This window comes from Polynucleobacter sp. JS-JIR-II-50 (genome assembly GCF_018687895.1).
Taxonomy (GTDB): Bacteria; Pseudomonadota; Gammaproteobacteria; order Burkholderiales; family Burkholderiaceae; genus Polynucleobacter.
Map to the genome: position 1 here is coordinate 507,494 of NZ_CP061307.1, position 18,685 is coordinate 526,178.

General features: G+C 46.7%; 15 protein-coding genes and 1 tRNA gene. 11 read left to right on the top strand and 5 right to left on the bottom strand.

The features are described from left to right. Positions 1-44 precede the first annotated feature (44 nt). The 4 genes from FD963_RS02730 (at position 45) to FD963_RS02745 (ending at position 4,602) form a co-directional block, all read left to right on the top strand. Entirely contained in the window at positions 45-530 is a 486-nt protein-coding gene (locus FD963_RS02730) for a disulfide bond formation protein B (RefSeq protein ID WP_215362828.1), read from the top strand. Positions 531-586: 56 nt separating this feature from the next. Further along, positions 587-1,783, top strand: coding sequence for an acetate/propionate family kinase (locus FD963_RS02735; RefSeq protein ID WP_215362829.1), 1,197 nt, complete (start codon positions 587-589; stop codon positions 1,781-1,783). 96 nt (positions 1,784-1,879) lie between these two features. Then, positions 1,880-2,851 carry a cysteine synthase A gene (gene cysK / locus FD963_RS02740; protein ID WP_215362830.1) on the top strand — a complete coding sequence of 324 codons (972 nt, stop codon included), beginning with the start codon at positions 1,880-1,882 and terminating at the stop codon, positions 2,849-2,851. 59 nt (positions 2,852-2,910) lie between these two features. After that, on the top strand, positions 2,911-4,602 hold the full coding sequence (locus tag FD963_RS02745; RefSeq protein ID WP_215362831.1) for an amidohydrolase: 1,692 nt from the start codon (positions 2,911-2,913) through the stop codon (positions 4,600-4,602). 77 nt (positions 4,603-4,679) lie between these two features. On the opposite strand, the gene lysS is transcribed toward FD963_RS02745, so the two are convergent. From lysS to FD963_RS02765, 4 genes are all read right to left on the bottom strand, one after another. Further along, a complete protein-coding gene (gene lysS, locus FD963_RS02750; RefSeq protein WP_215362832.1) occupies positions 4,680-6,230 on the bottom strand; it encodes a lysine--tRNA ligase in 1,551 nt (516 codons plus the stop codon). A gap of 33 nt (positions 6,231-6,263) precedes the next feature. After that, positions 6,264-7,368, bottom strand: a protein-coding gene (prfB, locus tag FD963_RS02755; protein ID WP_215321673.1) for a peptide chain release factor 2 whose coding sequence is annotated in 2 segments (ribosomal slippage) — positions 6,264-7,295 and positions 7,297-7,368 — 1,104 coding nt in all. Because the reading frame shifts where the segments join, the coding sequence is not laid out codon by codon here. A gap of 34 nt (positions 7,369-7,402) precedes the next feature. After that, on the bottom strand, positions 7,403-9,163 hold the full coding sequence (gene recJ, locus FD963_RS02760; protein ID WP_215362833.1) for a single-stranded-DNA-specific exonuclease RecJ: 1,761 nt from the start codon (positions 9,161-9,163) through the stop codon (positions 7,403-7,405). Between the two features lie 18 nt (positions 9,164-9,181). Then, positions 9,182-10,162 (bottom strand): hypothetical protein, encoded by a 981-nt coding sequence (locus tag FD963_RS02765; protein ID WP_215362834.1) that lies wholly within the window; start codon positions 10,160-10,162, stop codon positions 9,182-9,184. Between the two features lie 46 nt (positions 10,163-10,208). Here FD963_RS02765 and FD963_RS02770 point away from each other — a divergent pair, with 46 nt between their 5' ends. From FD963_RS02770 to FD963_RS02790, 5 genes are all read left to right on the top strand, one after another. After that, entirely contained in the window at positions 10,209-11,471 is a 1,263-nt protein-coding gene (locus FD963_RS02770) for a lipoprotein-releasing ABC transporter permease subunit (RefSeq protein WP_215362835.1), read from the top strand. Next, a complete protein-coding gene (locus tag FD963_RS02775) occupies positions 11,464-12,159 on the top strand; it encodes an ABC transporter ATP-binding protein (protein WP_215362836.1) in 696 nt (231 codons plus the stop codon). The genes FD963_RS02770 and FD963_RS02775 overlap by 8 nt, the downstream gene beginning before the upstream one ends. Positions 12,160-12,170: 11 nt before the next feature. Continuing rightward, positions 12,171-13,016: a TatD family hydrolase gene (locus FD963_RS02780; RefSeq protein ID WP_215362837.1), complete on the top strand. Its 846-nt coding sequence runs from the start codon at positions 12,171-12,173 to the stop codon at positions 13,014-13,016. A gap of 115 nt (positions 13,017-13,131) precedes the next feature. After that, on the top strand, positions 13,132-15,501 hold the full coding sequence (locus FD963_RS02785; RefSeq protein WP_251367276.1) for a DNA internalization-related competence protein ComEC/Rec2: 2,370 nt from the start codon (positions 13,132-13,134) through the stop codon (positions 15,499-15,501). A 23-nt stretch (positions 15,502-15,524) separates the two neighbouring features. Beyond that, on the top strand, positions 15,525-15,896 hold the full coding sequence (locus FD963_RS02790; protein ID WP_215362838.1) for a glycine zipper family protein: 372 nt from the start codon (positions 15,525-15,527) through the stop codon (positions 15,894-15,896). A 99-nt stretch (positions 15,897-15,995) separates the two neighbouring features. On the opposite strand, the gene FD963_RS02795 is transcribed toward FD963_RS02790, so the two are convergent. Further along, a tRNA-Met gene (locus FD963_RS02795) sits at positions 15,996-16,072 on the bottom strand. A gap of 155 nt (positions 16,073-16,227) precedes the next feature. Between FD963_RS02795 and FD963_RS02800 the strand changes: the two genes are divergently transcribed. Both FD963_RS02800 and FD963_RS02805 read left to right on the top strand, forming a co-directional pair. Then, on the top strand, positions 16,228-18,171 hold the full coding sequence (locus FD963_RS02800; RefSeq protein WP_215362839.1) for a potassium transporter Kup: 1,944 nt from the start codon (positions 16,228-16,230) through the stop codon (positions 18,169-18,171). Between the two features lie 11 nt (positions 18,172-18,182). Beyond that, positions 18,183-18,677, top strand: a complete 495-nt coding sequence (locus FD963_RS02805; RefSeq protein ID WP_251367277.1) for a hypothetical protein — start codon at positions 18,183-18,185, stop codon at positions 18,675-18,677. Positions 18,678-18,685 lie beyond the last annotated feature (8 nt).

An 18,685-nucleotide genomic window follows, 5' to 3' on the forward strand; every position in this document is an offset into this window, starting at 1 on the left:
CTTGGTTTGGGGTTTTGGGAGTGTGATCTCGCTATCATCTAGGGATGAGCCGCACTCAATACCTCTTTATTTCTTTATTTAGCTTGAGCTTGGTAGTCTTTGCTGTCTTACTTCAGCAATTTGGCTATCAGGACACCCCTTTTTTGCCATGCCCCCTTTGCATCTTGCAGCGAATTGGCTGCCTTGGAATTGCTATCAGTTGCTTTTTAGCAGCTGGCATTCCTGCTTTGAAAAAGTTATTTCACTTATTGGCGGCAATGTCTGCTTGTTTTGGAGTCATCATCGCGGGCAAGCAAGTCTGGCTCTTATCTTATCCAGAAGCTTCTTGCGGCATAGATCCTCTAGAGGTTTGGATTAATCAATTTCAGTTGGTCCAAGGTTTACCTTGGTTGTTTAAGGCTGATGGACTTTGTTCTGCTAAGTTGCCTGCTATTTTGGGATTACAGGTTCCGGAATGGTCCTTGTTTTGGTTTTGTGTCTTACTGATTTTATTTGCGGTGACATTTTTTAAACATACTAAAACTGAATAGCGCTCTCACCATTACCTCTTCATTGATGAGCTTCATCACACCTACCTTATATTCATATGGCAATTCTGACCGTTAACGCTGGTTCCTCATCTCTCAAGTTTTCAATTTATCCAACCCTCGATGGTGCAGTATTGCCTTCTATTTTGGCTGGCAGTTTTGAGGGTCTTGAGCCAGGTGGAAAAACTGAACTTCGCTATGCCTATCAGGGTGTAGAGCATGTTGATCATTTTTTGGATGTTGACCAAGATCCATTTATTGCTGCTTTATTGCATCTCAAGGAATTATTGCTCGGAATTAAAGATCTTCCTCCTATTCGGGCTGTATCCCATCGTATTGTTCATGGGGGCTCTGAGTTTTTTCAGCCCATCATTTCAACCCCAGCTACGCTAGAGAAGCTATCAGCGATGAGTGCCCTAGCACCATTGCATCAGCCCCATAGTCTGGATGGCGTGAAAGCTTTCTCTCAAGTATTTCCGGGCATTCCACAAGTTCTTTGTTTTGATACCGCCTTTCATAAAACCATGAGTACTCTCGAAACATCTCTAGCATTGCCCAAAGAGATTACTGATCAAGGAGTTCGGCGCTATGGTTTTCATGGAATTTCGTATCAGTACATTATTGGCGAGCTTATGGAGAGCTCGAACAAAGCGAGGGATAAAGTGTTGATGGCCCACCTTGGTAATGGTGCTAGCTTGTGTGCTGCTATTGATGGCAAGAGTGTGGCGACCACGATGGGATTTTCTGCATTAGATGGTTTGATGATGGGGACTCGTAGCGGATCTCTAGATGCTGGTGTATTGATGTATTTGGTCGAGCGTGGCTACACCCATGATCAGCTGCAAGATCTTCTTTATAGAAAGAGTGGCTTGCTTGGGGTCTCAACAATCTCTGCGGATATGAGAAAACTGAGGGGCAGTTCAGATCCCTTGGCCAAGGAGGCGATTGATTTATTTATCTATAAGATTATTCGCGAGGGCGGAGCCATGATTGGCTGTCTCGGTGGCCTCGATCTGATTTCTTTCAGTGGCGGCATTGGCGAGCATGATCCTATTTTGAGGTCAGCGGTTTGTAAAAAACTGGCATGGCTTGGGGTTGAGTTAGATGAAAACCTGAATCAAGAGGCAACGCAGCATTTAACGTTAAAAATTAGCGCCCCACAAAGCCGTGTTGAGGTATGGGTAGTCCCCACCGATGAGGGTGTAATGACCGCTCAGGAGGCTGTTACCTTGCTTCGTTCTCAGGGCGCGTCTTAATTGTTTTTAGTATTTAGCTAATAACCATCATTTCTTTTACAAGAATTGCTTTAACCCATAAGATCTCTATTAATCTCTTCGCATTAAGGAATCCTCATGACTTACTTTACCGACAACTCCCAAACCATTGGCAAGACACCTTTAGTGCGTTTAAATCGCGTAACTGATGGTGCTAAGGCAACTGTGCTCGCCAAGATCGAAGGCCGTAATCCAGCTTATTCAGTGAAGTGTCGTATTGGTGTGGCCATGATTAATGATGCGCAAGAACAAGGTATCTTAGGGCCAGGCAAGGAATTGGTTGAGCCAACTAGTGGCAATACTGGCATTGCATTGGCTTTCGTAGCGGCAGCTCGCGGCATCCCTTTGACATTGACCATGCCAGAGACCATGAGTATTGAGCGCCGCAAGTTGCTTACGGCTTTGGGTGCCAAGATTGTCCTGACCGAAGGTCCTAAAGGCATGAATGGCGCGGTTGCTAAGGCTAAAGAGATTGCAGAGTCTGATCCTAAATATGTCTTACTGCAGCAATTTAGCAATCCATCGAATCCAGCGATTCATGAAAAGACCACCGGTCCAGAAATCTGGGAAGATACTGATGGCAAGATTGATGTGTTTGTGGCGGGCGTTGGAACTGGCGGAACAATCTCCGGTGTTGCCCGTTATATTAAGAACACTAAGAAGAAAAACATTGAGGTGGTTGCGGTTGAACCCACCTCAAGTCCAGTCATCACGCAAAAACTCAATGGTGAAGAAATCAAGCCTGCCCCACATAAGATTCAAGGAATTGGTGCCGGCTTTATTCCGGAGAATCTAGATTTATCAGTAGTCGATAAAGTTGAGCAAGTAAGCAACGAAGAAGCTATTGAATTTGCCCGCCGTATTGCTAAAGAAGAGGGTATTTTGGTGGGCATCTCCTGTGGTGCTGCAGCTGCAGTAGCGGTTCGTTTAGCTAAGAAGCCTGAATACGCGGGTAAAACCATCGTGGTGGTGCTTCCAGATACGGCTGAGCGTTACTTAAGCTCTGCCTTATTCGAAGGAGTATTTGACGAAAAAGGCTTGGCTGCATAATTAGTCTCCAAGCGGAATGCTCGGTAGGCTCTTTAGCCTAAATGGTTTATAAAGAGATTATGAAAAATACTTATAAGTTTCTTGCTCTCCTTTTAACCACATTTTCATTAGCTTCCGCTGCCAATGTCACCGTGCCAACCGTGTACTTCAACGGAGACATCCTCACGATGGAGGGGGATGCTCCTAAGTATGTTGAGGCGATTGTTGTCAAAGACAACAAGATTACCTACACCGGCGATATGCGCGAAGCCTTGTCTCAGGCTGGATCCAATGCCGCTCTACAAGATTTAAAAGGGCACACCCTATTGCCTGGCTTTATTGACACTTGGGGGCACTTTGCATTAATCGCCCAAGATACGCTCGGTGTCAATCTTGCCTACTTCTCCAGAAATCCTCCGCAGACTAGAGCCCAGTTAATTAACAGGCTGCGTTCAGAGGCCAAAGTATTTAATGGTTGGGTTATTGGCACGGGTTACGCTGAAGCAATGCTGTCTGATGGTGGATTAACAATCGCTGATCTGGATGCCGCATTTCCAAAGCAAGCGGTGTTGCTTGAGAATATCTCTACGCTGACTGGTATGGTGAATTCTGCTGGCCTAAAGAAATTAGGAATTACAAAAGCCACTAAAGCCGTTTCCGGATTTATTCCAGTAGACCCTAAAACTGGCCAACTCACAGGTGAATTGATCGGCATGCCTTATTTAGAGGCGGTTGCTAAGGCGGTTGGTAAGTATTCACAGGATCTGACATTTGAAACTTACCGCAAAGCCGAGAAGATCTATGTCTCCAATGGCTTTACAACGGCACAAAGTTACGAAGCCAGTATTGCGGATATGCGTAATATGCGATTAGCTATCGATAGAAAAATTGTGGCCATCGATTTAATTGCTTTACCAACTTTCGATATCGTCGATCAAATGTTGGCCTCCAACCCCAATACCCAGTTTGGTGTTTATAGCCACGGAGACAGAGGATTTAAAGTTGCCGGAATTCAGGTGCCAACCGATGGAGCACCGCAACTGCGTTTGGCCTACTTCACCAAGCCCTATCTTGATACCACAGGCTTTCCAAAAGACTGGCGTGGCTTTGCCTACTATCCACAGGCCTTGTTTGATAAGTACACCAAGTTAGCTTACGAGAAAAATATTCAATACTTTGGATATAGCAATGGGGATGCCGGCATTGATATGACTCTAGCCGCTTTAAGTAAAACGATTGCGGAGACTGGCATTACAGAAGATCGTCGTACCGTGATTGCCCATTCTTTCTTTGCACGCGATGATCAGTTAGATGATTACAAGAAGAAAAACGTGATGGCAGTAATGATGCCCAATGACACTTGGTTATATGGCGATGTTTATAACAGGGTCTTAGGTGCTGAGAGGGCTGCCAATTTAAGCCCAGCAAATAGCGCTAATGTAAAAGGTATAACTCTTTCTCTGCATAATGACACCCCTTCATCCGGCCCTAATGTGCTCTTTTCAGTTTGGAGTGCCGTGAACCGTAAGACATTCTCTGGGGCAGTGTTGGGGCCTGAACAGCGGATTACTCCGTATTTGGCTTTACAGGGTTTTACTCGCAATGCAGCCTATCAATACAAGGAAGAGCTTAGCAAGGGATCGCTAGCACCAGGAAAGCTTGCTGATTTAGTGGTTCTTGATCAAAACCCTTTAAAGGTTGCGCCAGATGATATTAAGAATATACAAGTCCTTAAAACTATTAAAGGTGGCGTTGAGGTCTATGGCAATTAAGTGATTGCTGGTATGGTAATTGAAAAGAAGTTAAAAAAAGAGAGGCAGTTGCCTCTCTTTTTTCTTTGCTGAAGAATTTATTCTTCTTCGCGCCGCAAGTGCGGGAAGAGAATCACGTCACGTATATTTGGTGCATCGGTCAGCAGCATGACTAAACGATCGATACCAATACCGCAACCACCAGTTGGAGGCATGCCGTACTCTAGGGCGCGGATAAAGTCATGGTCAAAGTACATGGCTTCTTCATCGCCAGCTTCTTTTTGTTCCACTTGCTTGCGGAAGCGGTTCGCTTGATCTTCAGCATCATTTAACTCAGAGAAGCCATTGGCAATTTCACGGCCGGTAATAAAGAGTTCGAAGCGCTCAGTAATGCCTGGGCGGGTATCGGATTCTCTAGCGAGTGGACTAACTTCAATTGGATAATCGATGATATAAGTTGGCTCCCAAAGATGTTCTTCGGCAACCAATTCAAATAAAGCAAGTTGAAGTGCGCCAATGCCTGCATTCTTGAGGGTTGGAGCGTCTGGGTTCTCGCCACCTTTTTTCAATTCAGCGCGAATGAAGTTGATGTCATCCAACTGGGATGCATCATAGCTCTTGCCTGATTGACCGCAGTACTTGAGGATGGCCCCAGTAATGGTTAGGCGTTGGAATGGTTTGCTCAGATCGAGTTCACGACCTTGATGCGTTAATACAGCAGTGCCTTGAGCATCCATTGCGGCTGCACGAATCAAGCCTTCTGTGAAGTCCATTAACCAGCGATAGTCTGTATACGCCGCATAGAATTCCATCATGGTGAATTCAGGGTTATGACGTGGGCTTACGCCTTCGTTGCGGAAGTTGCGGTTGATTTCGAAGACACGTTCAAAACCACCAACTACCAAACGCTTGAGGTAAAGCTCTGGAGCAATACGCAAGAACATTTGCATGTCGAGTGCGTTGTGGTGAGTAATAAAGGGCTTCGCTGCTGCGCCACCAGGAATCGGGTGGAGCATTGGCGTCTCTACTTCCATGAAATCTGCATCCAACATATGGCGACGTAAAGAGGCAATTGCGTTACTACGTGCTTTAAATGTATTGCGACTCTCTGGATTCACAATGAGGTCTACATAGCGCTGGCGGTATTTAGTCTCTAGGTCTGAGAGGCCATGGAACTTATCTGGTAGTGGGCGCAATGATTTGCTGAGTAAGCGTAAGTTGCTGCATTCAACAGACAACTCACCTTTATTGGTCTTAAAGAGATTGCCTTCGGCGGAGATAAAGTCACCCATATCCCAGTGCTTGAAGGCACTATGAACGTCGGCACCGCTGAGCTCATCATTGATATAGAACTGAATCTGCCCACTGCGGTCTTGAATAGTGGCAAAGCTGGCTTTACCCATCACGCGTTTGAGAACCATGCGTCCGGCTACTTTGACATGAACTTTCTTGGCGGCTAATTCTTCTTTAGTCAGACTGTCGTAATGAGCATGCAAGTCAACTGCTAAATGGGTGGGAACAAAGTCATTTGGAAATGCAACGCCACCAGCACGAAGCTTGGCCAGTTTTTCACGGCGCTCCGCAATGATGTGATTCTCATCAACTGCTTCAGTAGTTGGGGAAGGGTCTAAATGGGTTTTATCGTTCATATCTATAGCAGTGCGGTAATGGGTGTTCGGTTTTTACACGCCTTGTTTCAGGCTGGCTTCAATAAAGGCATCAAGATCACCATCTAATACTTTTTGAGTATTAGAGATTTCAACGTTAGTGCGCAAGTCTTTAATACGGCTTTGGTCTAGGACGTAGGAGCGGATTTGATGGCCCCAGCCCACATCGGTCTTGCTGGCTTCTAATTTATCTTGTTCGGCACGGCGCTTTTGCATCTCATGTTCGTAGAGGCGAGACTTGAGCATGCTCATCGCTTCAGCACGGTTGCGGTGCTGACTGCGGTCGTTCTGACACTGCACCACAATCCCCGTTGGAATATGGGTTAAACGGACAGCTGAGTCGGTTTTATTAATGTGCTGACCACCTGCACCAGAAGCGCGGTAGGTATCAGTACGAATATCGGCAGGATTAACGTCGATCTCAATCGAGTCATCAATCTCTGGATACACATAGATAGAGGCAAAGGATGTGTGGCGACCATTGGAAGAATCAAAAGGGGATTTACGCACCAAGCGATGCACGCCAGTTTCAGAGCGGAGATGTCCGTATGCGTATTCACCATCGACTTTAATCGTCGCACTCTTAATGCCTGCAACGTCGCCATCAGACTCTTCGAGTATTTCTGTTTTGTAACCCTTGCGCTCGCAATACTTGAGGTATTGACGATAGAGCATACTGGCCCAATCACAGGCTTCGGTACCGCCAGCTCCAGCTTGAATATCGATAAAGCAATTACATGAATCCATCTCGTTGTGGAACATGCGACGGAACTCTAGATCGCCGATAGTCTTGCTATAGCTCTCAACATCTTTCTCAATAGCGCCAATCGTTTCAAAATCGCTTTCTTCTTTGGCCATATCAAACAGCTCAAGAGCGCTAGTAATATTGGTGTTGAGATCGGTAAGGGTCGCCACTACGCCATCGAGCAATTTCTTCTCTTTGCCCAGGGCTTGTGCTTTCTTTTGATCATCCCAAATGGTGGGATCTTCCAGAATGGAGTTAACTTCGGTAAGGCGACGTGACTTTACTTCGAAGTCAAAGATACCCCCGAAGAGCTTGCTCACGGGTGAGCAGATCGGACAAGGTATTTGAAATAGTATTTAGTTGTTCAGCTTCCATCCCCTGATTATAAGGGGGTTATTGCCTTCGACCCTTAGGTGCTGGCCGCCTCATCATGGGCTTCAATCATGATCTGTACTCGGGCTTGACCCTGATACCTGTCAGTGACAAGGCGATAGGCCAATTTGGCTTTGGCGGGCAGGCTTTGAGTGCGGTTAAACCAAACAGCGGTGAGTGGTTTACTAGTCGGCCTGGGTTCAGAGCCGCTAATAGGGCGAACCATCAGTCGTAAATGCTTTTCTTTCATGAGGCTTTGCTGGGTAATCTCAAATTCCCCATAGAAAACAGGCTGAGGGAAACCTTGACCCCAGATCTCTTCGGCTAATAGGTCACCTACTTCAGAGGTAAATTCAGAGAGCTCCAACGTGCCATCGTGAGCATGGCGACGCTCTAGTAACTCATCCGTCAATAAGCCACTCGCCACTTCCTGAAAGCAGGCATCAAACTTTTCGAAATCACTTTTTCGAATCGTAAGGCCTGCAGCCATCGCATGACCACCAAACTTCAAAATTAGCCCCGGCTCTCTTTTAGAAACCAGATCTAAGGCATCTCTTAAGTGAAAGCCTGTCAATGAACGACCAGAGCCACGTAATTCTTCACCGGTGCTGCCATCGGCAGGAGCAAACACAATCGCTGGGCGATTAAAACGTTCCTTCAGTCGTGAAGCCACAATGCCAACAACTCCCTGATGCCATTCTGAGTTCCATAAACAAATACTGGAGCGCTCAGTCATGGTGCCGTCAAGTTGATCTTCGGCAAGATGAGAGAGGGCAGTTTCTTGCATCCCCGTTTCAATCACACGGCGTTCGCGATTAATGCGATCGAGTTCATGCGCAAGATTAAGTGCCTCATCTGCATTGTCAGTGAGGAGCAAGCGAATGCCTAAAGTCATGTCCGCTAGACGCCCGGCGGCATTGAGTCTGGGGCCGATGGCAAAGCCTAGATCAAAAGTATTTGCTTTGCGTGGGTCTCGAGCCGCCGCCTGAAATAGCGCCTGAATACCTGGTTGAGATATCCCAGCACGGATACGCTTCAAGCCGTTGGAAACTAAAACGCGATTATTACGATCGAGTTGTGCTACGTCAGCAACTGTTCCCAAAGCAACAAGATCTAATAGGTTTTCTACCTTGGGTTGAGTCTCGTTTGTAAATTTACCGCGCTTACGAAGTTCAGCGCGTAATGCCACCAGCATGTAAAACATCACACCAACACCAGCAAGAGCTTTGCTTGGAAAGCTACAACCTGGTTGGTTGGGATTAACGATTGCTAGCGCCTTCGGTAAGTTATCTCCAGGTAGATGATGGTCGGTCACAATCACTGCCATTCCTAGCTCGCGCGCGCGATCTACACCTGCTTCACTGGCGATACCGTTATCTACGGTAATGAGGTATTTAGGTTTAGGTGTTTGTTGTGCTGCTAACTCAACAACTTCAGGCGTTAGACCATACCCCATTGTGAAGCGGTTCGGAACCAGAAACTGAATTGGGGTTTCGGGGCCGCCCAACATACGTAGGCCCCGCAGGCCAACAGCACAGGCGGTTGCGCCATCACAGTCATAGTCTGCGACGATGAGCATCGGCTCTTTTTTCTCAAGGATATCCGCAAGTAAAGAAGCGGTGTTAATGCAATTCTTCAGTTCAACTGGTGAAAGCAGTTGTTTTAAATCAAGTGAAAGTTCTTCCGGAGATTCCAGACCTCGAGCAGCATAGAGTCGAGCCAGTAGTGGATGTAAGCCACTCTGCGCTAACCAGGTGGCGGTGCGCTTTGAGAAGGGGCGTTGGGAAAATAAGCTCATATGAAATTTATGCGTAACTCATGGCTGACTAATTTCTTTCCAAGTCAGAGGTTCTGCTTTTTTCCAGAAAGCCCAAGATCTTTTATTGAGATCTTTAGCGGTGAAAACTCGCTCTCTAACTTTTCCCTTCACAAAGTCAATAATGACAACTTCATCTAGCTGCTTGTCTTCTAATGCTGTACTTAAAAGTGGCCAAGCCGTTTCCGGTTGATCAAGCCAGGCAAAGGAACCAACCAAAGATTTCTTATCTACAACGATTTTGTGTGGCAGGTTTAATAGTCTTGATAGACCGGCCAGTATGGGGTGTGAGCCGATGAGGCGCTGTGATTGTTTTAGTAATGCTGGCGCTTGAACATCATTGAGCTTGCCAATGCCACTAATCCAGATCGAGTTGATGCTGGGCATGCCACGTTGTCCGCGCTCCTCATTGACTGGGCCGATATGCCAAAGCATTTGGATTTCATTTTGTAGTTTGCGCCAACGTTTAGCGATACCTTCTTCTTGAGTATCACGCGGCATCCACCAATCAATATTTCGGCCATGAGCCTGATCCACGCTGTAACTTGCTAGACTGGAAAATGGGCCAGCAGGAACAAACCAATAATGCTGGTTCTGGAAAAGTACAGAGCCCTGAAAATCTTCTTCAATAAAAGGGAGTGCTGCTTGCAGAAGCTTGGCCGACTCTTCGGGGGTCAGATCTATCTGATTTTGCCCCATCAAAATAAGGTGATCTCGAGTGGCATGCAGATGCACTGGCTGTAAGCAGGCAATGACTTCAGTTGGATTGACGGCTGGAGCGGATTGCCCAAGAAGCAAGACCGGGGCAAGCGGGAGCAATTCGCCGAGCAAAAAGCGCTCATGAGGCAGTCCTTTATGAGGGCTATCTCTACTTTCGAGCTCATCTAGCGCATCTTCCCCTGAAAGCATCAGGGTGAAGCGTCTCAGCGCAGCTTTGGAGGGGGTGGAATTTGCAGTCATTTCCCTGATTTTAGGTGGCATTTAGATATTCCATCAGTTTGTCCGCGCGATTCACTAAACTGTAACTATGTTGAGACTTCCTATTGAGCTAGAAATTGGCCTACGCTACACCCGATCCAAGCGTCGTAAGACGGTGGGGAAGCGCGATGGTTTCCTATCCTTCATCTCTGGGATTTCTACGGCCGGTATCGCTTTAGGGGTGGCCGCACTGATTGTGGTTCTATCGGTGATGAATGGTTTCCAAAAGGAAGTACGCGATCGCATGTTATCGGTGCTGTCTCATGTGGAAATTACCGCTCCTGATGGGCTGGCAAACTGGGAACCACTAGCACTGAAGGTTGCAGCACAACCACACGTTATTGGTGTTGCGCCAATGGTGAGTTCGCAAGGTTTATTGACTCGCGAAGGAGTGATGCGCGGCGTTGCTATTCGCGGCATCTTGCCTAGCGAAGAAGGTAAGGTTTCGGATTTACCAAAACAATTTGTTACCGGCAATATTGATGATCTAAAGCCCGGTAGTTTTGGTGTGGCCCTGGGCGCACAACTTGCAGCAATTGTTGGTGCACACGTTGGAGATCGTATTAATTTAATTGTTCCTGAAAGTGATTTAACTCCAGCAGGTGCTATGCCACGGATGCGCACGCTCCAGGTAGTCGGCATTGTTGACAGCGGCCATTATGAATACGACAGCTCTCTAGCCATCATGCATTGGAAGGACGCTGCTGCCTTGTTACGCCTACATGATCCATCTGGTCTGCGCGTCAAGGTGGATGATATGCAGCGGGCCCCAGAGGTCGCCAATGAGTTGGCAGTCATTGTTCCTCAGGCGCTTTGGGTCACTGACTGGTCAAGATCAAACCGCAATTGGTTTGCAGCAGTTCAGACTGAAAGAAAGATGATGTTCATCATTCTGACTTTAATTATTGCCGTAGCCGCATTTAATTTAGTGTCCACCTTAGTCATGACGGTGAACGAGAAGCAAGCTGATATTGCCATTCTGAGAACCATGGGCGCAAGTCCTGGGCTCATTCAAAGAATATTTTTAATTCAGGGATTGGCGATTGGTCTTTTGGGTTCCTTGGTTGGTGTTGCATTAGGTCTCTTAATTGCTCTGAATATTGATGTCATTGTGCCGGTCATTGAAGCCATTTTCCGTGTGCAGTTTTTGCCGCGCGAGGTGTATTTCATTAGCGAATTACCTTCCGATGTTAGGGCTAGCGATGTACTGACTGTGGGATTAATGGCATTTGGCCTTTCTGTATTAGCGACGCTTTACCCAAGTCGTCGTGCTGCCAAGGTGCAACCTGCGGAGGCTCTGCGTTATGAGTGATTTAAATAACTTAGTGCTGAAGGCCAGAGGTTTAGCCAAGACCTATGGTCTAGGACCCACTTCCGTAGAGGTATTAAAAGCGATTGATTTGGATATTTCTCCATCGGAGAAGGTGGCTATCGTCGGTTCTTCAGGTTCTGGCAAGAGCACCCTACTTCATTTATTGGGCGGCTTAGATACTCCAAGTTCTGGTTCCGTCATTTTGGCTGGTTCTAACTTGAATAATTTATCAGTGAAGAAGTTAGATCAACTGCGTAACCATAGTCTTGGGTTTATTTATCAGTTCCATCATCTCTTAGATGAATTCAGTGCTGCAGAGAATGTAGCTTTGCCTTTGCGTATTCGCGGCCTTAGTAATGACGAGTCAATGGATCGCGCTAGCAAGATGCTTAAAGCGGTTGGCTTGGCTGCACGTGAACTCCATACCCCAGGAGAGTTGTCTGGAGGAGAGCGTCAACGTGTGGCGGTAGCTCGTGCCTTGGTTGGTAATCCCGCTTGCGTTCTGGCGGATGAGCCAACAGGCAATCTCGATACTGAGACTGCAGACGGCGTATTTGATTTGATGTTGGACATCGCTCGAGATCAAGGCACAGCCTTTGTGATTGTGACGCATGACCCGGTGCGCGCCAAGCGTTGTGATCGGATCTTGCATTTAGAGCGTGGAGTATTAAAGCCATTCTCAGTGTGAGTGGGCGTCCCATGTGGATCGATACCCATTGCCATCTAGATGCCCCTGAGTTTGCGACTTCATTGCCGACAATTATTCAGGCGGCTGCTGAAAAAAACGTTAAAGCAATACTGTTGTCTGCTGTGAAGGTGGCAGATTGTTCTAATGTCAAAGAGCTAGCTCATCAATATAGTCAAGAGATACCGGGTTTGGTTTATACCCTAGGAATACACCCGCTCTATACCAATCAAGCCCAAGAGGGCGACATCGAGACGCTTGAGAAAAGAATTGTTGAATCCCTATCTGATCCTCGCTTCGTGGGTGTCGGTGAAATTGGATTGGATTATTTTGTTGAGGATTTAGATCCTCATAAGCAGGGGTTCTTTTTCGATGCGCAATTGGATTTGGCTCAGAAGTATCAATTGCCTGTAATCCTGCATGTACGTCGCTCTCAGGATGCAATCTTGAAAGCTTTACGTCGCCGCAATATCCCCGGCGGAATAGCGCATGCTTTTAACGGCAGCTTTCAGCAGGCCGAGCAATTTATTGAGCTTGGATTTAAATTAGGATTTGGCGGTGCAGCGACTTATGAGCGCGCTTTACAAATTCGTAGACTCTTAAAAGAACTGCCGCTCGATAGTATCGTTACCGAAACTGACGCTCCCGATATTCCACCTGCATGGCTTAGAGAGGAGGGCATTGTTTGTAATGAGTCTGCTTTTCTACCGCGTATTGCAAAAGAGCTTGCCTCAGTTAGGGGTGTTAGTGACGACGAATTTGCTTCGGCGGTATGGGGTAATGCAATGCAAGTGTTGCCACGCTGGTCTGCCCTCTGCGCAGGTATTCCTCAGCTCTCAAGTCTCAACTTAGCCTCTTAATTTCTTGCGCTTAGCTATTGCGGCATTTATCGCCGGGGGATCGCTTCTTCTCTTTTTGCCACAACCACCCGAATATTGGGTGTATTCATGCGTGGGTGTTGGCATTTCTTGTTTATTGTCTAGTTGGTTTGTTTCTCAGGAATCTCCTCTTCGAAAATTTGGAGTGATTGTTTTGTTGTTTGTAGCAGGCTTTGCATGGAATGCTTTGTATGCTGAAAATCGCTTAGAGAATGTGCTTGCCACAGAGCTGGAAGGCAGGGAGTTAAAGCTTGAGGGCAGAGTCGCAGCATTGCCGCAAGGTAATTCATCGGGCGCCAAGTTTGCCTTTGAGGTTGATGACATCATCTCTGGAAAAGAAGTTCTCAAGCGCTTTCCAAAAAGAATCTATTTAAGTTGGCAGCCTGCTTGGAGAAATCCTCAGGCAATACCCAAAATCATCCCGGGCCAACGCTGGAGAATCAAGGCGAAGCTAAAGCGCCCTTATGGGTCTCTCAACCCACATACCTTTGATTTTGAGCGTTGGTCTTTTCATCAAGACTTTGGAGCTAGTGGATCAGTAAGGTCTGGTGAGTTATTGCTGGATAAAGATATCGCTTGGACAGAGTTTGAGTTACGCATGGAACTTGCGCGCTGGCATTTGCGTCAAAAGATTCAGTCGATGCTACCGGATGATGCAAGGTATGTCGGTGTTTTGATTGCTTTGGTAATGGGTGATCAGAACGCCATCAATCAAGATGACTGGCAAGTATTTAATGCAACGGGTATTGGGCATCTCATCTCCATCTCTGGGCTTCATGTAACTATGTTGGCAGGTGTTGGTGCTTCATGTGCAGCATTTATATGGCGTCGACGCACTTGGCCTTTGATTGCTCCGGTCAGCAAAGTTGCGGCAGTAGCGGGGTTTGTGACTGCGTTTATCTATGCATGGTTAGCAGGATTTCAGATTCCGGCGCAAAGAACGATGTATATGGTTGGGGTGGTGGCATTTGCGCTATGGACTGGCCGAAATCCACGCTCCTTTGATATCTGGTGGTGGGCTCTGGCATTCGTGTTGCTCATCGATCCTATGGCCCCCTACACGCCAGGCTTTTGGTTATCTTTCGGTGCTGTAGCTGCCATTCTGTATGCCATGGGAGATTCTTCCGGTTTATTGGGTATCCCTACGGGAAGAGAATTGGAGGCGCATTGGATGCATCGTATGGGGCAAGCTCTTCGTGAGGCGTGTCGTGTCCAAGCTGTTGTCACACTGGCGCTGCTGCCATTGACTTTGTATTGGTTTTACCAAGTCTCGATTGTTTCACCATTGGCTAATGCATTTGCTATTCCGCTGGTCAGTTATATCGTGACTCCGCTGGCAATTACTGGCGCCTTGCTTCCAGAGTTTATCGGCCGCTGGCTCTTATTGCCGGCGCATTCATCCATGGAATATCTTGCACTCATCCTGGAATGGATGGCGAGTTGGAGTTGGTCTGTGGCTTGGTCAAAGCAGCCTGAGTGGTGGGTGCTGGTGATTGCTGGATGTGGAATTGTGTATGCAATTCGACCTGGTCCGATTGGAGAAACGTGGAAAGGTCGATTGCTTGGTGTCTTTTTATCTATCCCCTTATTTTTTTGGCCAACCCAGTTATTTGGAGATGGATATCTCGCTCAAGGAGAGTTTAGGGCGAGTATTTTTGATATTGGTCAAGGCACTGCAGTTCTGCTTGAGACTGCCAATAGAAGATTGCTCTATGACACAGGACCTATTCAAGGCAAGAAGGATGATGCAGGTCAGAGAGTGATTCTTCCCTATTTACGTGGCAAGGGAATTCATCATATTGATCGCATGGTGATTAGTCATAGCGATAGTGATCATATTGGTGGGGCTGCAACACTTCTGCAGAGTATTCAATTTGATTTGATGATGGGATCTTTGCCTAGCGCTAATCCACTACTTCAAAATTTATATAAAAGAAAGATTCCAGCCATTCCTTGTCGCTTCGGTCAGCGCTGGAAATGGGATGGTGTCGAGTTTGCCATCTGGCATCCTCATGAGGCAGCGGTATTTGCAGATCAATACCCTGGCAAGCCCAATGAAATGAGTTGCGTGCTTGAGGTACGCAATCAACAAAGCTCGCTCTGGTTAACGGGTGATGTTGAAAAGCAAGGTGAAGCAGAAATTACCGAGCGCTTAGATGAAAAAATGTTGCATGAAATTGGTGACAGGGAATTAGTTTTTATGGCGCCACATCATGGCAGCAAAACCTCCTCTTCCTTGGCGCTCCTGCAAAGATTGGAACCTCATCAGGCTTTTGCACAAAATGGCTATCGCAATCGTTATGGACATCCACATCCAGATGTCACGGCACGCTATCAGAGCTTGGGAATTCCTTTCTACCAAACCCCGAAAACAGGCGCCCAGACTTGGCTATTTAAAAATAATTCAAAATCTTCGACACGATTTTTGCGGCATGATATAAAACGGTTATGGCATCGATCGATGTGAAATTGAGTAAAAGGATTCTGCGGATGAATAAGTTACTTGCCCTATGTTCTCTGGTGGTTGGTGTGACGGTTGGATGTGCTGGTGCGAATGTTCGCCCCCTTGTGGATATGAAGGGCGTCAATGAGGCTACTTATGAGAGCGATTTAAAAGACTGTCAAAACTATGCTCAACAACAATCAGGAATGGGTTCTACAGCTGCTAAAGGAGCTGGTGCTGGCGCGGTAGTTGGTGGTCTGCTGGGATTGGTTACTGGCGGCAACGGATCAGGAATTGCGCAGGCTGCCGGAGCTGGCGCTGTAATTGGTGGTGCGGGTGGCGCGTTTAGCGGAAACCAAGCTCAAGAGGCTGTTGTAAAGAGATGTTTAAGTGGTCGCGGTTACAAGGTTTTGAACTAAAGCCACTCAGAAATAGCCAAAAAGCCCGAGTAATTGGGCTTTTTTAATGCTCAGAAAAGCAAAAAGCCCTTAAAAATTAAGGGCTTAGTACGTAATTCTTGGTTGCGGGGGCAGGATTTGAACCTACGACCTTCGGGTTATGAGCCCGACGAGCTGCCAGACTGCTCCACCCCGCGTCTGAAGCTCAAATTCTACCATTTTTTGGGCCTCTCTGTCGAGGTATTCCTTTAAATAACGCATAAATAAGGCGTTTTACCAAAGAAATTCTCTTTTTAATCGCAGCCGGCAAGGAGTAACATATTGCCACGCAACATCACGCCAAGGTTTAATAATGTCAGTTAGCAATCCTGAGTTTTCAGAATCATCCTTATTGCGGCCTGTAGAGATTTCTCGAGAGGATCATCCTCACAAGAAGGGCGCCTCAATTTCGTTAATGTTCGCTGCTATCGGTGTTGTCTTCGGCGACATTGGCACAAGCCCCTTGTATGCGCTGAAAGAATGTTTTAGTCCTGAGCACGGCATTCCGTTTTCTGCTGATGCTGTTTACGGTGTGATCTCAATGGTATTTTGGGCTTTTGCGATTGTGGTTTCCCTGAAGTATGTTTTATTCGTGATGCGCGCAAACAATCATGGTGAGGGCGGTATTTTGGCGCTGATGGCCCTAGCTTTAAGAACGGCCCCTGTAAATTCCAAGCGTTCACTTCTAATCATTATGGCGGGCGTGTTCGGCGCCTGTATGTTCTATGGCGATGCCATCATTACCCCAGCAATTTCCGTGCTTTCTGCTGTTGAAGGTCTTGAGGTGATATCCAGTGATTTAACGCGTTATGTCATACCAATCACCATTTTTATTCTAGTCATCCTCTTTTTTATTCAAAAGACTGGAACTGATCTGGTTGGCAAGCTTTTTGGCCCGATCATGATGGTCTGGTTTGTTGCTATTGGATTGATGGGGGTGCATCAAGTCATCCTCAACCCAGCAATTTTTGCAGCCATCAACCCCCTATTTGCTATTCGTTTCTTGATCGAGCATTCATTGCAAGGCTTTATTGTTTTGGGCGCAGTCTTCCTGGTATTGACTGGTGCTGAGGCTTTGTATGCTGATATGGGTCATTTTGGACTCAAGCCTATTCGTATGGGCTGGTTTTTTATTGTCATGCCTTGTTTGCTTCTGAATTACTTTGGTCAAGGCGCGATGTTCTTAAATAATCCTGAGACTATTACCAATCCATTCTTCTTAATGGTGCCAGAATTTCTAGTATTTCCTTTGGTGATATTGGCTACCGCTGCAACTGTGATCGCATCTCAAGCGGTGATTTCTGGCGCGTTCTCAATGACCAGCCAAGCAATTTTGTTAGGTTTTGTACCGCGTATGAAGGTGCGTCACACCTCCGATAAAGAGATTGGTCAGATCTATATGCCGCTGGTGAACTGGACTCTGTTGATTCTGGTGATCGCTGTAGTCTTGGCGTTTAAGCAATCTGCAAACTTAGCAGCCGCATACGGTATTGCTGTTACTACCACAATGATCGTGACCACATTCTTAGCGGCAATTGTGATGAGAGTGGTTTGGCGTTGGAACTCGCTGCTCGTTGCTTTGGTAATCGGATCTTTCTTGATTGTTGATTTAGCTTTCTTAACTGCTAATCTTTTAAAGATTATGGAAGGCGGCTGGTTCCCACTGCTACTCGGTGCCGCATGCTTCTTATTGCTAATGACTTGGTATCAAGGACGTAAGATTTTGCGCCATAACGCAATGAATAACGGTATTGAGCTCAAGAGCTTTATTGAGGCTTTGATGCAGCATCCTCCGCATCGCGTAGAGGGGACGGCTGTTTTCTTGACGGCCCACGTAGATTACGTACCAGTTTCTTTCTTGCACAATTTGAAGCACAACCACGTATTGCACGAAAGGGTATTTTTCCTCAAGGTCAGCATTTGGGATGTGCCCTACGTAAAAGATAGTGAGCGTATTACCTTGCGCGACCTTGGTAATGGCATCTACGTTGTCCGTGCGGTGTACGGATTCAATGAAACGCCGGACATGGGTCAAATTATTGAGTTAATTGAAAAATCCTCCGATCTGAAGTTTGATTTGATGAACACCTCATTTTTCTTGTCGCGCGATACCATCGTCTCTACTGAAATCCCTGGCATGGCTATTTGGCGCGAAAAATTATTCTGCTGGATGTATCAGAACGCTGGACGTCAGTCAGACTTCTTTAAGATTCCTGCAAATCGCTTGGTTGAGTTGGGTGCAAAGGTCGAGATTTGAGAAAGAGTCTTTTGCTCCAATCGAAAATATTGATTTCAATATTTTTATTGGCTTCAGCATTGAGCGGGGTTGTATTGGCAACCCCTGCTGAAGAGGCCGAGCTTGATCAGTTAGATAAGATTGAGCAAGAATTAGAGCTTCAGCGTGAGTGGGCTAAGTTCCGCTGGGGTAAAGCATCCTCTGAGTGCTACCAGAATTACTGGGTTAATTCTTGTTTAAGAAGTGCTCGCGCAGACTATCGCAAAGAAATCGATCCGATTCGTGAGCAAGAGATGGCCTTGCATGAAGTGCAGCGCAAGCTTCGGGATAGTTTAAAGACTCAAGAGGATATCAAGCGTTCTGCTGAGCGGGCTTCACCTGAAAAAGCCGCTGAGCGAGCAGCCAATCAACGCGAGTTTGAGCAGAAACAAAAAGATGCTGCAGCAAGAGCGGCTGACCTAGAGCAACGACGCAAGGATGCCCCTAAGCGCGCACAAGAAAATAAAGCGGGCACTCAGCTCGATTGATTCCTTTT